Annotated in this window: 13 protein-coding genes and 1 tRNA gene; 5 read left to right on the top strand and 9 right to left on the bottom strand. The window is 66.5% G+C overall.

What is annotated here, in order from left to right; all coding sequences use genetic code 11:
* The 4 genes from SP5_RS07160 to SP5_RS07175 all read left to right on the top strand — a co-directional run bounded on the left by SP5_RS07160 (nucleotide 1) and on the right by SP5_RS07175 (nucleotide 2,981).
* The gene (locus tag SP5_RS07160; RefSeq protein ID WP_042486164.1) at nucleotides 1–765 is read left to right on the top strand and encodes a hypothetical protein; all 765 of its coding nucleotides are present in this window, start codon (nucleotides 1–3) and stop codon (nucleotides 763–765) included.
* The gene (locus SP5_RS07165) at nucleotides 762–1,352 is read left to right on the top strand and encodes a hypothetical protein (protein ID WP_042486167.1); all 591 of its coding nucleotides are present in this window, start codon (nucleotides 762–764) and stop codon (nucleotides 1,350–1,352) included. The genes SP5_RS07160 and SP5_RS07165 overlap by 4 nt, the downstream gene beginning before the upstream one ends.
* Nucleotides 1,353–1,419: 67 nt before the next feature.
* On the top strand, nucleotides 1,420–1,692 hold the full coding sequence (locus SP5_RS07170; protein ID WP_157013627.1) for a hypothetical protein: 273 nt from the start codon (nucleotides 1,420–1,422) through the stop codon (nucleotides 1,690–1,692).
* Nucleotides 1,689–2,981 carry a site-specific integrase gene (locus SP5_RS07175; RefSeq protein ID WP_157013628.1) on the top strand — a complete coding sequence of 431 codons (1,293 nt, stop codon included), beginning with the start codon at nucleotides 1,689–1,691 and terminating at the stop codon, nucleotides 2,979–2,981. The genes SP5_RS07170 and SP5_RS07175 overlap by 4 nt, the downstream gene beginning before the upstream one ends.
* A 53-nt stretch (nucleotides 2,982–3,034) precedes the next feature.
* Here the strand turns inward: SP5_RS07175 and SP5_RS07180 are convergent.
* The 5 genes from SP5_RS07180 to SP5_RS07200 all read right to left on the bottom strand — a co-directional run bounded on the left by SP5_RS07180 (nucleotide 3,035) and on the right by SP5_RS07200 (nucleotide 5,446).
* Nucleotides 3,035–3,111 (bottom strand) — tRNA-Arg (locus SP5_RS07180).
* Between the two features lie 68 nt (nucleotides 3,112–3,179).
* Nucleotides 3,180–3,611 (bottom strand): DUF1178 family protein, encoded by a 432-nt coding sequence (locus SP5_RS07185; protein ID WP_042486173.1) that lies wholly within the window; start codon nucleotides 3,609–3,611, stop codon nucleotides 3,180–3,182.
* Nucleotides 3,608–4,432, bottom strand: a complete 825-nt coding sequence (locus SP5_RS07190; RefSeq protein WP_042486175.1) for a carbon-nitrogen hydrolase family protein — start codon at nucleotides 4,430–4,432, stop codon at nucleotides 3,608–3,610. The genes SP5_RS07185 and SP5_RS07190 overlap by 4 nt, the downstream gene beginning before the upstream one ends.
* Nucleotides 4,429–4,686 (bottom strand): glutaredoxin 3, encoded by a 258-nt coding sequence (gene grxC / locus SP5_RS07195; protein ID WP_042486177.1) that lies wholly within the window; start codon nucleotides 4,684–4,686, stop codon nucleotides 4,429–4,431. The genes SP5_RS07190 and grxC overlap by 4 nt, the downstream gene beginning before the upstream one ends.
* 31 nt (nucleotides 4,687–4,717) lie before the next feature.
* Nucleotides 4,718–5,446 carry a ComF family protein gene (locus SP5_RS07200; RefSeq protein WP_042486178.1) on the bottom strand — a complete coding sequence of 243 codons (729 nt, stop codon included), beginning with the start codon at nucleotides 5,444–5,446 and terminating at the stop codon, nucleotides 4,718–4,720.
* Nucleotides 5,447–5,531: 85 nt separating this feature from the next.
* On the opposite strand from SP5_RS07200, the gene SP5_RS07205 reads away from it, so the two are divergent.
* A complete protein-coding gene (locus SP5_RS07205; protein WP_174435521.1) occupies nucleotides 5,532–6,374 on the top strand; it encodes a class I SAM-dependent methyltransferase in 843 nt (280 codons plus the stop codon).
* Here the strand turns inward: SP5_RS07205 and SP5_RS07210 are convergent, their stop codons facing one another.
* The 4 genes from SP5_RS07210 to argE all read right to left on the bottom strand — a co-directional run bounded on the left by SP5_RS07210 (nucleotide 6,375) and on the right by argE (nucleotide 12,013).
* A complete protein-coding gene (locus SP5_RS07210) occupies nucleotides 6,375–6,761 on the bottom strand; it encodes a response regulator (RefSeq protein ID WP_042486180.1) in 387 nt (128 codons plus the stop codon).
* Nucleotides 6,762–6,827: 66 nt separating this feature from the next.
* Nucleotides 6,828–9,242, bottom strand: coding sequence for an ATP-binding protein (locus tag SP5_RS07215; RefSeq protein ID WP_157013629.1), 2,415 nt, complete (start codon nucleotides 9,240–9,242; stop codon nucleotides 6,828–6,830).
* The gene (locus SP5_RS07220; protein ID WP_245613426.1) at nucleotides 9,229–10,542 is read right to left on the bottom strand and encodes an EAL domain-containing protein; all 1,314 of its coding nucleotides are present in this window, start codon (nucleotides 10,540–10,542) and stop codon (nucleotides 9,229–9,231) included. Before SP5_RS07220 ends, SP5_RS07215 begins: the two co-directional genes overlap by 14 nt.
* A 301-nt stretch (nucleotides 10,543–10,843) precedes the next feature.
* The gene (argE, locus tag SP5_RS07225) at nucleotides 10,844–12,013 is read right to left on the bottom strand and encodes an acetylornithine deacetylase (protein ID WP_042486184.1); all 1,170 of its coding nucleotides are present in this window, start codon (nucleotides 12,011–12,013) and stop codon (nucleotides 10,844–10,846) included.
* Nucleotides 12,014–12,146 lie beyond the last annotated feature (133 nt).

Raw genomic sequence — 12,146 nt, forward strand, 5'->3', positions numbered from 1 at the left:
ATGGGAAAGCGAGAGAGCAAAGGCCAGCAGGTCAAGAGCTTTAAGCACTATGTGCCCGGCCCTGACCTGATCGGCATTGAGACAATCGGCAAGGTCTACTTCAAAGCCGACGACGGGTTGTTCTACATCTACGTCCCCGAGCACGTTACCAGCTACATGCCCACGATCGAGGGCTATCTGGAGGGCCGCTACAACGGGCGCGCGGGCTATGTCTCTGCACCCAAGATGGATGACACCATCCGGGGCTATGAGGGCGTGCTGGCCGCGTATAAGCGGCGTCGGGAGAATGAGGCCCGCGTGAAGATGATCCGGGTCGAGTTCGCCGCGAACCATCCGGAGCGGGGCACCTATACCCAAGGGCGCTTGGAGGGCATCAGCTTTACCGGCAGGCCCGCGATCTTCCTCCGGCATGAGGTGGTGTGGCGGGTCAACGATGGGCTCTATCATATCTCCGATCGAGAGATGGCGCGGGCAGAGAAAGAGGGCGCGATCCCAAACATGCACTGGGTCGCCGCCATGCCCGGCACCGAGCACTATCGGCAGAGCACCCAAAAGACGTTCGTCATGGACTGGACTGAAGAGCGGGAAGCGTTCTTCGTCAAAATGCACGGTGACATGGAGTGGCTGATTGAGGCCTGCATGGCGATGCTGTTCGGCGACACTCAAGCGAACGTGGACAAGCTGATTGCCGGGGGCGGGTTCATTGCGCTGGGTTCGCCCCAAGCGCCCGCCCTTCCTGCCCCCAATTCGGGAGACCCCGCATGACCACCCAGACGCCGGATGCTGTGCGCGAGGCGGTGGATACGCGCGTTGAGATCGGGGCAAAGGCGCTAGGGCTGCACCGCATCCCCGGCGGCAAAGGGCCACCTAATCCCCCGACACGCTGGCCCACCGGCCCGCAAGACACGTTGAGCGGCCGAGACGGCACCGTTCCCCTGACGTGGGACTTTGCCGAGCAATGCCGCGCCGAAGTTCGCGCCATCCTCGCCGCCCTCGACAGACGCGCGGGCGATGCGGGGGAGGAACGCGAGGCATTGACCGGACCGCAGTTGGATAGCGTCTTGGACGCGCTCAACTTCGTTCTGTCGGGGGAGGTCGACAAGGATACCTTCCCTCATGGCGCGCCGGTGATGGAGCGGGCGTATAGCAAGCTGTCGGCGCTGAAAGGCCGGACCGTCCATGCAGCCGCCACCCCCGCGGGGGAGTTTCTGACGGAAACCGTCCGTCTTGCAGTTTGGAATGCTGCGAAGAAAAAGGGGATCAGCGACGAGGCGGCGCTTGCAACCGTTGAAGCCGTGATTGCTGAATTGCCCACGACTGTGGGGCGGACCACCGTTCCACCATTGACCTGATCGCATCGACGACCCAGATTGAATATGCGCCCTGTCGCAGGACGGGGCCAACGTCAGAAAGGACGATATGACAACCCCCATCGAAACGACCGGCCATAAGCGGGCCATGCCCGACCCATCCGATAAGCGCGCCGCGATCATGCGAGCAGCGGGCGACGCGGTCGGTAGCGAAGCTCTCGCCAAGGCCCTCGGCATGAGCTCCCGCAATCTCTACAAAAAAATGGCTGGCGACGGCCAGGTTAGCGACAACCTTCTGCAAGACGTTCGCGAGGTTCTGGAGCGCCGTCGCCACGCTATCGGCTTGGTCATCACCGGCATCCGTGACGAGCTGGCAAAATGAAGATCGGCCGTGAAAACATTCCGGGCCTGACCCAGAAGAACACCGCCGGGGGCCTCCGCTATTACTGGGAGCCGAGCCCTGCCCAGCGCAAGGCAGGTTGGAAAACGATGACACTCCCGGCCGACCTTTCGGCCGCAATCAGCGCCGCACGGGCGCGAAATGAAGATGTCGGCAGTTGGAAAGATGGCGGCGCACGCCCCAAGGATGTGCAGCCCTATAATCGTAAGACTACGTTTGGCTACGTCATTACCTGCTATCGTCGCGATATCCTCCCCACAATGTCGGTGAAGACGCAACAGGTTGACCAGACTGCACTAAATCGTCTTGACAACTGGGCCGGTGACCAACCCGTTGCATGGATCACCAGGCCGCGCGTAAAAGCCCTTCGCGATGCAATGATGGAACATGCGACGCTCAACGGCCCCGGCCATGCACCTGCATTCCATCTTCTCACCACGCTGCGCAAGGTACTGGGCTGGTGGATCAAAGAGCAGTCGTTGGGAATCGTAAATCCGGCTCAGGAATTTGGGCTGCCTATGCCAGCGCCGCGCCACCAAGTATGGGAGGCTGACGCGCTGGAAGCCTTCGCTGAAGCAGCAGTCAGCATGGGGGCGGCTTCGATTGATCTGGCGGTCGAAATCGCCGCCTATACCGGCCAGCGCGAAGAGGACGTGATTACCTTGGAGCGGTCGCGCTGGCGCGAGATCAGCCCGCGTCAGCTCGGGCATGACGAACGACTCTACGACGCCCTAAAATCCAACCACGGCCCCGACGCAGGCAAGGTCATGGGCGTCTATGTGCTACAGCATAAGACGAAACGGTGGGTCGGCGTGCCGATCGAGGGCGAGTTGCGCGACCGAATTGAAGCAACGATTGCGGCCAATCGCGCGGCAGCGCTGGCCCGTGGCACCGTCCAAGCACAACACATTATCGTCAAGGAAAGCTCTGGCACCGGCTGGGGCCAGAGCGATTTTATCCACACATTCCTCGATATTCGCCGCGCGGCCGCCGCTGTGGCGATCATGGACGGCAACATGGACTTGGCGGAACGGCTCGACGCCTTGCAATTCCGCGATCTGCGCCGGACCTGCATCGTCAACCTCGGGCAGCTTGGCCTCAACGACTATCAAATTGGATCGATCAGCGGCCACACCCAGGCGACGATCAAGAAGATTTTGGAGGTCTATATGCCCCGCACCGAGGCGGCAGCGGCGCAAAGCATCGTGGCGCGAATCCCTACGCGATCCGACAACAGTCGGAATTCCGATCTCGGAAACGTCGGAACGTAAAAAGGGGTCGGAAATTTCCGACCCCTTTTTCCTTGGTTTTCCAAGGTACTACATGGTGACCCCGACTGGATTCGAACCAGTGGCCCTCAGATTAGGAATCTGATGCTCTATCCTGCTGAGCTACGGGGCCTCATGCAGGCCGGGTGATACAGGCGGTGCGTGACGTGGTCCAGAGGGGTTTGACGGCACGACCGTCGGTCAGTTCGCCAGCTTGGGCGGCACGACCGGCAAGGGCAAGGGCGCGACCGGCACCCCGTCTTCGATCAGCGCCTTGGCCTCGGCCAGGCTGGCCTGACCATGGATCTGCGCCACGGGCGCGTCGCCCTCATGCATGGCCCGCGCCTTCTCGGCAAAGGCGCCGCCGACCCAGGTGGATGTCTCCAGCATCTTCGCCTGCGCCTGGGCGAGATGTTCGAGGGCGGCCTTCATGGCCTGCGGACTGGGCCGGTCAGGCTTGCTGTTGCCCTTGGCGGCGATCTGCGGCGCCATCACCGCCTTTTCGATGCTGCGGTCGCCGCACAGCGGGCATTCGACCAGCGCCTTGTCGCGCTGTTCGGCATAGGCGGTCGAGGAGGCGAACCACGCCTCGAACACATGGCCGCCCGAACAGCGCAGGTCGAAGACGATCACGCCTGCACCACCGGCGGAATGGTGCGGCGATGGCGGATCGCGGGCAGGCGTTCGCGCACCGATTCGACCTGCGCCGGATCGATCTCGGCAAAGCCCAGCCCCGCCGCCTCGCCCATGTCGAGCAGCACCTCGCCCCACGGACCCACGACCAGCGAATGGCCATAGGTGGCGCGGCCGTCCTGATGTTCGCCGGTCTGCGCGGCGGCGACCAGATGCACCCCCGCCTCGATCGCACGGGCACGGAGCAGCACATGCCAGTGCGCCGCGCCGGTCGGCCGGGTAAAGGCCGCAGGCACCGACAGGATCGTCGCCCCCGCCCCGGTCAGCGCGGCGAACAGCGCCGGGAAACGCAGGTCGTAACAGATGGCCAGGCCCAGCCGACCGACCGGCGTATCGACCACGACCGCCTGCTCGCCCGGCGCATAGGACGCCGATTCGCGCCAGCTTTCGCCGCTGGGCAGGTCGACGTCGAACAGGTGCATCTTGTCATAGCGGGCACGAATGTCGCCCCGGTCGTCGATGACATAGCCGCGATTGGCCAGCCGCCCGTCCGCTCCCCGCACCGCCAGCGAGCCGAGATGGACCCAAAGGCCATGCGCCGCCGCCGCCGCACGAACACGCGCCAGCACGGGATCGGCGTCCTCGGCGACCAGATGCGCGGCCGCCCGCACACGATCGCGGTCGATCAGCCCGGACATTTCGGGCGTGAACAGCATCGCCGCACCGCGCGCCGCCGCTTCCGCAATGGCACCTTCCAGAATCTGTGCATTGACGGCAGGATCGATCCCCGCCGTCATCTGCAACACCGCGATTCGGGTCATGCCGCCAGAAGCGGGTCGAGCCCTCCGCGCTTGTCCAGCGCCGCCAGATCGTCCGAGCCGCCGATATGCTGTCCGTCGATAAAGACCTGCGGCACGGTGGTGCGACCGTTCGCGCGCTGGATCATCTCGGCGCGCTGGGGGCCGCCCATGCTGATGTCATATTCCTGGGGCTCCACGCCCTTGGAGGCGAGCAGCGCCTTGGCCCGCGTGCAATAGGGGCAGAACGCCTTGGTGTAGATTTCGACCTTTGCCATGCCCTTCAGGTGTGGCGCGGGACGCCGCTTGTCAATCGCCCGCCCCTTCGATGACCCGCGCCCAGCACAGGATCGCCACCGACGCCGCTCCCGCCGCCAGCAGTACGCGGACACACGCCCCCGCCGTCGCACCGGTGGTATAGACATCGTCGACCAGCACGACATGCCGCCCCTTCACCGCCGCCGGATCGGTGACGCGGAACGCCGCCGTCACCGCCGCGCGCCGCTGCTTCGGGGCCAGTCCGCGCAGCAGCGGCGTGGCGCGCACCCGCTGGAGGACCTGCCGCGCCATCGGCACGCCGCTGCGCCGGGCCACGCCTTCGCCGATCAGCACCGCCTGGTTGAAGCCGCGCCGCCACAAGCGCCATCGGTGAAGGGGCACGGGGACCAGCAACTCCGCCCCCGGCGGCATCCGCCGCGCCATCGGCCCCGCCATGGTCTCCGCCACGCCGATCCGCCCGCCATGCTTCAGCCGGATCGGCAGTTCGCGCGCGATCGGGCCATAGGCGACCGCCGCATGGACACCCGCATGGCGCGGCGGATCGGCCAAACATGCCCCGCATCGCCCCGTCAGCCCGCCCAGCGGCATTCTGCAACACGTACAGCCCTGCGTATCCAGGAACCGCAACTGCCCCCAGCACTGGCTGCAGAAGCGATGATCCGCCTCGACCGGCTCGGCACAGCCCGGACAGCGCGGCGGCAAGGCCCATTGCGCCAGCGCCAGGAGCGGGGCGGCGAGCACGGCCCGGCCCCGCTCCATCGCAAATCGCCGGTGTTTCGATCGCGCCCCCATCGGCTTTGCCTTGTCCCCGATCGCGCGAGCGCGCACAAGCGCGCGGGTGAGCATGTCCACCATCTTCGACCGTCGCGCCCGCCGCCTGCGCCGCGACCGTGCCCAGCCCGATTTCGCCGAGCATGACTTCCTGCGCGCCGCGATGCTCGACGGCCTTGCGGAGCGGCTGGATGCCGTCACCCGGCCGTTCCACGACATATTGGACCTGGGCTGTTTCGACGGCGGCTTCCTGCCCCCGCCGGGGGCGCGGGTGGCGCGGCTGGACCCCGGTTTCGCCTTTGCCCGTGTCGCGCAGGGCGTGCAGGGCGATGAGGACCGCCTGCCCTTCGCCGATCGCAGCTTCGACCTGGTGGTGAGCGCAGGGGTGCTCGACCAGATTGACGACCTGCCCGGCGCGCTGGCGCTGATCCGCCGGGTGCTGCGCCCCGATGGCCTGTTCCTGGGCGCGTTCGTCGGCGGCGGATCGCTGCCCCGCCTGCGTGCCGCGCTGCGTGTCGCCGAGGCGGAGCGGCCGGTCGCGCGACTCCATCCGCAGGTCGATGTGCGCTCGGCGGGTGACCTGCTGATGCGCGCGGGCTTCACCCTGCCGGTCGCGGATATCGAAACGCTGGCGGTGCGCTATCGCGATTTCGGGCGGCTGCTGGGCGATCTGCGCGGCATGGGGGCGAGCAACCTGCTGGCCGAGCGGCGTCCGATCGGGCGCGAGGCGCTGGCGGCGGCGGCGGCGGCCTTTGCCGATATGGCCGATCCCGATGGGCGCGTGGCCGAACAGTTCAACCTGGTCTTCCTGACCGGCTGGGCGCCCGACCCGTCGCAGCCCGTGCCTGCCCGGCGCGGCAGCGCGACCGCGTCGCTGGCCGAGGCGCTGAAGCCGAAGCCCGAAGCGGGCGAATGATCAGCCGATGATCGCGCCGCGGTCCCCTGCCAGGATACGGCCCATCGCCTCGAACAGCTGATCCATCGCGACGGGCTTTACGATGACATCATCGGCCCCCGCGCTCAGGCAGCGCTCGCGCAGGTCGATGCCGCTGTCGGCGGTCACCACGATGATCGGCACCTCGCCCTTGTCATCGCCGCGCGCGCGGATGTGGCGGATAGCGGTGATGCCGTCCATGCCCGGCATGCGCAGGTCGATCAGGATCATGTGATACTGATCTCGGTCGATCATCTCCAGGCCGAGTTCGGCATTCTCCGCCTCGGCCATGCTCGCGCCCGCGACATCCAGCATGTCGCGCACGACGCGGCGGTTCATCCGGTCGTCCTCGATGAACAGGACGTTCATCCCCGTCCCCTTCGCCCGTCCCACCGGATCGCATATGTCATCGCGGTCATGCTGGCGCCCTAACGATCATGCCGCTTGCGTTACAAGAGGTTGGGCAGCGGTTTGCGGTGAGGTGTTGAACATCTTCCGCATCAGCTCGGCCCCTGTGATCGGCTTGACGACCATCTCGACCAATCCTTCATCGAGGAACTCGTTCCCGTCCATCGATTCCGTTTCCGGCCATAACAGGCGCACGGGCATCGGGCGGTCGCTGGCGGTCACGATCCGGGCCAGTGCGGCGGCGACACCCTCATCGCGGATCGCGCTGTCGTCGATCAGCATCTGCGTGATGCCGCCATCGCTCAGCCGACACGCGGCCTCCCCGGCGGTCGCGGCGAAGACGACCTGGGCATGGGGCGCACACAACTGCGTCCACATGGCGCGGCGGATCGGATTGCGGTCGAGGATCAGGACCAGCGGGCGCTCGGGCCGGGCCGCAGGCTCGACCTCGGTCAGCGGCACGGTAAGCATGAAGCACGACCCCCGGCCCTGCTCGCTTTCCACCGTCACGTCGCCGCCCATGGCGCGGGCCAGACGCCGACAGATCGCCAGCCCCAGCCCGGTGCCGCCGAACTGGCGGGTGGTGCTGGCGTCGGCCTGGCGGAACGCCTCGAATATCTCCCCAAGCTTGTGCGGCGGGATACCGATGCCCGAGTCGGTGACGCTGATCGACACGCCGCCTGCATCCCGGCGCGCGACGAGCCGGACCTGCCCGGTGCTGGTGAATTTCAGGGCATTGGACAGAAGGTTGAACACGATCTGCCGGATACGCGCCGGGTCGCCCATCACCGTCGAGGGGCAATCGTCCAGATCGACCGCGAAGCCGATCGCCTTGGCCGCCGCCTGCCCCTCGAACAGGCGAGAGGCGTCGCGGATCGTCATGGCCAGATCGAAGGGCGTATGTTCCAGCGTCAGCTTGCCATGTTCGATCTTGGCGACGTCGAGCAGATCGTCGACCAGCGCACGCATGGTCAGCCCGGCGCCGTGCATCACCTCCACCCGTTCGCGCTGCTCGCTGGCCAGCGCCGCATCGGCCAGCATCACCTGGGTCATGCCCAATATGCCGTTCAGGGGGGTACGGATCTCGTGGCTGGTCGTCGCCAGGAACTCGGTCTTCACCGCCAGCGCCTTTTGCAGCTGGTCGTTGGTCACGGCCAGCTCGCCATGCGCCGCGCGGATGCGGTTGCGGCTGCGGCCCAGCGTCACCAGCCAGATGCCGAGCAGCGCCAGCACCACGATGATGCCGGCGACCGAGCCGATCAGGATGAACCGCTCGGTCCGCAACTGCGCCCGCTCGAAGGCGATGTTGCGCTGCAGGTCCGCCGCCTTCATCCGCGCGATGCGCAGTTCCTGATTGGCGAAGTCGAACCGCGCGCCCATCAAAGCGAGGTTGGTCGAGGTCGCGAGTCGCGTCGATTCGTCGTCGATCCGCTTCAGCGCCTGTAAATGGCGCAGCGCATCGGCGGTCCGCCCGACCGCCTGATAGATGCGATAGGCGCTCTCATGCGCGTCGCGCTGCGCCGCCAGAGTTTCCGTGAGATCGACGCCCTGAAAGCTGCGATCGACCAGTCGTTCCGCGTCGTTGGCCCGTCCCCTTTGGAACGCGGCCTGCGCCGCGATCGCATCCAGCGCGCGCTGGTCGGACGGATCGGCACCCTGGGCACGTGCGATGGCCCCTTCCCCCGCCCCGACATGGCCCCGCCGCAATTCCGAGCGCGCAATGTTGCGCCAGACCTGCGCGAGCAGGGTCGGGCTGTCCATCTTGCGGGCCAGGCTCTCCGCTTCACGCAGCTGGTCCAAGGCATCGTCAATCCGGCCCAGCTCGCTCAACGTCACGGAGCGGTTGTTCAGGATGACCATGCGCAGCGCGTCGTCGCCGCGATAGATGGCGCGCGCCTGCTCGAGATAGCGCAATGCCGAGACATAGTCCTTCGCGTCGAGATAGAGGTTGGCGATCTGGACCAACGCCCGCGCCTGTCCGCGCATGTCATTCAGATGCTGAAAGATTCGATAGGCGGCCTGATAGATGCTCAGCGCGTCGGCGATCCGGCCGCCATCGGTATCCAGCCCCCCGGCGGACAGCAGGAGATTGCCGTAAAGATCGGATTGCGGTGCTCTTTGCCGCGCCGTGCGCAACGCACCGGCGATTGCGGCCTTAGCAGCCTCATGCCGCCCGAGCCGGCTGGCCCCCTCGCCGCGCAGCCAGTCCGCCGTCGCCAGCGCTAGCGATCGCTGGCCGGGATCACCGATCCCGTGCGCCAGCAGACGCGCCCGTTCGGCCTCCTGCATGGCGCGCGCCGGGTCGCGCAGCATTTCGGCCTTGGCCGTATCGACCGCCCGGTCGAAGGCGGGTTGAAAGGCGGTTATGGTGCTCTGGCCATAGACTTCCGCCGCTGCCACCAGCAATCCGGCAATGACCAGAGCGATCCTAACCGCGCGCACGGGTCACCAACCGGGCCAGCGAAGTCGGCCGGGCCAGTTCGGTCATGGCCTGATACGCCTGTTCGTCCAGGAACTGGATCAGCGCCTCCAGCCCGATCGGACGACTGATCAGGTATCCCTGGATCATGTCGCATCCCATGACGCTGAGCAGCGCCAGTGTCGCGGGCGTCTCCACCCCCTCGGCGACCACTTCCATCTCCAGCGCATGGGCCAGATCGATCGTCGATCGCACGATCAGGGGGTCACGATTGCTGCTGGTCAGTTGCGTGATGAACAGCTTGTCGATCTTCAGTTCGCAAGCCGGAAGCTGCTTCAGATAGGACAGCGAGGAAAGCCCCGCGCCGTAATCGTCGATGGCCACCGCGATGCCCATGTCGACAAAGGCCTGGAGATTGGCCATCGCGCTGTCGGGATCGCGGATGACCGAGGTCTCGGTGATCTCGAACCCGATGCACGCGCCGCTGTCGATGACCAGCGCACAGGCCTCGCGCACGAAATGCAGGTCGCCCAGCAACATGCCCGAGATGTTGATGAAGATGCGAAGCGGATGGCCCGCCGCCGCCAGGCGACGCTGGTCGGCGATGACGTGACGCAGGATCCACAGGGTCAGCGGGCCGATGATCCGCGATTCCTCGGCGACCGGGATGAATTCGACCGGGCTGATCAGGCCATGGCTGGGGTGTCGCCAGCGCAGTAGCGCCTCGATGCTCGCGACCCGCTGCTGGCGGACATGCACCTTGGGCTGATACTCGACGAACAGGCCATCCTCGGCAATGGCACTCGTCAGTTCATGCGCCAGCGCGATACGGTCGAGCCGACCCGTCGGAACCGCCATTTCGCGCACGATCATGCGCCCCTCGACCTGCGCCTCGGCCAACGCCTGCTCCGCTTCTTCGAGCAGGCGGATATCGTCGTCATGCGGTACGGCGGCCACGGCGGCGCCCAGCACGACTTCGATGCGACATTCGCCATCGGGCAGCGCGAAGGGATGCCCCAGCACTTCAGAGAGGGTCACCAGATGCGAATCCAGCGACTCGCGAGTCGCCGCACGGACCATGACCTCAACCTGGGCGGGGGCGGTCGGCCGGGCGATGGTGTCGGGAATGCACCGGACCACCCGCTCGGCGATCGCCTCGACCAGCGTGGCGCTCAATGCGCGGCCCAGCCGCCGGCGCAGCAGCGTGAAGTTCCCGATGCCGACCAGCGCCAGCGATTGCCATTGGGGTTCGGCCTGCGCGGCAGCAGCCACCATGGTGGGCGAGGACGCGTCGGGCGCGGCGGACGAAGGGCCGTTCTTCACGCCCGCGACACTAGGGTCGGGGACTAAACAAGGCGTTAACCCCGTTAGCGCCGCCAAACCAAGCATTTGCCCGTTCGCCGCTTCCCCATTGCACAATGGTTAATGCCGAATTAACCATATCACGGCACTCAAAAGGGTGCTTTCGAGGGAGAAAACCCATGCTGAAGTTCATTCTGGCGCTGATTCACGGCGAGACGATGCGCCCCTGGTAATCCAAGTTAAGTCATGGGGCGATCGCAGCGAACTTAAACGCCTCGGTCGCCCCGTGATTTCTGATTAACCCAAGTAACGATCGCATCCGTTACCGGATCAGATCGTCTGCCAGCCGCAGCATGAAGGCCGCACCGCGTTCCATCTGTTGCACTTCGATATATTCGTCCGGCTGATGCGCTTGCGCGATCGAGCCCGGCCCGCAGATGACGGTCGAGAATCCCGCCCCCTGAAACTGCCCGGCCTCCGCCGCATAGGGCACCGCCCGTGCCGGGCCGTTATCCCCCGCCCAGCGCCGCGCCAGTTGCTCCGCCACGCCATTCGCCTCGGGCGCGAAGGAGGGCGTGCGCGACCGACGCTCGACCCGCACCCCGGCCTCGGGGAAACGGGCGCGCAGTTCCGCATCCGCCGCCTCGCAGGCCGCGAAGAAAGGCGCCAGGATCGCCTCCGGCTCCTGCCCCGGCAGCGTGCGCAGGTCGAAGGCGAAGCGGCACTCGCGCGCCAGGATGTTGACCGCCGTACCGCCGTTCATCTGGCCGATGGTCAGCGTGGCGTGATGCGGGCAGAAGGGGCCATGCGGATCGCCCTCCTCCGCCAGCCGGTCGGCCAGATCGGCCAGTTGCTGCATCAGGCGCACCGCCACCATGTTCGCCGACGCGCCCAGATGGATCAGGCTGGAATGCGCCTCATGCCCCATCACCGTCACGTTCCAGGTCGCGATCCCCTTATGCCCGCTGACGACCACCATCTCGGTCGGCTCGCCCACCACCACGGCCGCGGGGGACGGCAGTTCGCGCGCGATCTCGGCGATCATCGATGGCGCGCCCAGGCAGCCCACCTCCTCATCGTAGGAAATCGCCAGGTGCAGCGGCCGCGTCATGGCCCCCCGCGCGACATGCGGGGCCAGTGCCAGCGACAGCGCCAGGAACCCCTTCATGTCGCAGGTGCCCCGCCCCAGCAGCCGGTCCCCGCGCCGGGTCAGCCGCCAAGGGTCGCTGGTCCAGGGCTGGCCGTCGACCGGCACCACGTCGCTATGCCCCGACAGGACGACGCCGCCCGGCTCCATCGGTCCGACCGTGGCGTAGAAATTGGCCTTGCGGCCATCGGCATTGAACACCCGCCGCCCGGTCACGCCGATCCCATCCAGATGCCGCTCGACATATTCGATCAGCGCCAGGTTCGATTCGCGCGACGTGGTGTCGATCGCGATCAGGTCGGCCAGGATGGCGGTGGCTTGGGCGGAAAGCTGGTCGGGGGTCATCCGGGCATCCTGCCGGATGTTTCAATTTGATGAAACCCCGGTGGGACGGGCATCTTCCTGCCCTGAATGGGGAGGTGACAGGGCGGAGCCGTGACGGAGGGGTGTCACCCTCTCTATAGCGGGACACCCCTCC

The organism is Sphingomonas parapaucimobilis NBRC 15100, assembly GCF_000787715.1.
Classification (GTDB): domain Bacteria; phylum Pseudomonadota; class Alphaproteobacteria; order Sphingomonadales; family Sphingomonadaceae; genus Sphingomonas; species Sphingomonas parapaucimobilis.

Excerpts from the sequence above, each read along its gene's own strand:
- SP5_RS07205 (WP_174435521.1), top strand. The coding sequence starts at position 5,532 with ATGTCCACCATCTTCGACCGTCGCGCCCGCCGCCTGCGCCGCGACCGT.
- SP5_RS07175 (WP_157013628.1), top strand. The coding sequence starts at position 1,689 with ATGAAGATCGGCCGTGAAAACATTCCGGGCCTGACCCAGAAGAACACC.
- argE (WP_042486184.1), bottom strand. The coding sequence starts at position 12,013 with ATGACCCCCGACCAGCTTTCCGCCCAAGCCACCGCCATCCTGGCCGAC.
- SP5_RS07200 (WP_042486178.1), bottom strand. The coding sequence starts at position 5,446 with ATGGAGCGGGGCCGGGCCGTGCTCGCCGCCCCGCTCCTGGCGCTGGCG.
- SP5_RS07190 (WP_042486175.1), bottom strand. The coding sequence starts at position 4,432 with ATGACCCGAATCGCGGTGTTGCAGATGACGGCGGGGATCGATCCTGCC.
- grxC (WP_042486177.1), bottom strand. The coding sequence starts at position 4,686 with ATGGCAAAGGTCGAAATCTACACCAAGGCGTTCTGCCCCTATTGCACG.
- SP5_RS07210 (WP_042486180.1), bottom strand. The coding sequence starts at position 6,761 with ATGAACGTCCTGTTCATCGAGGACGACCGGATGAACCGCCGCGTCGTG.
- SP5_RS07160 (WP_042486164.1), top strand. The coding sequence starts at position 1 with ATGGGAAAGCGAGAGAGCAAAGGCCAGCAGGTCAAGAGCTTTAAGCAC.
- SP5_RS07165 (WP_042486167.1), top strand. The coding sequence starts at position 762 with ATGACCACCCAGACGCCGGATGCTGTGCGCGAGGCGGTGGATACGCGC.
- SP5_RS07170 (WP_157013627.1), top strand. The coding sequence starts at position 1,420 with ATGACAACCCCCATCGAAACGACCGGCCATAAGCGGGCCATGCCCGAC.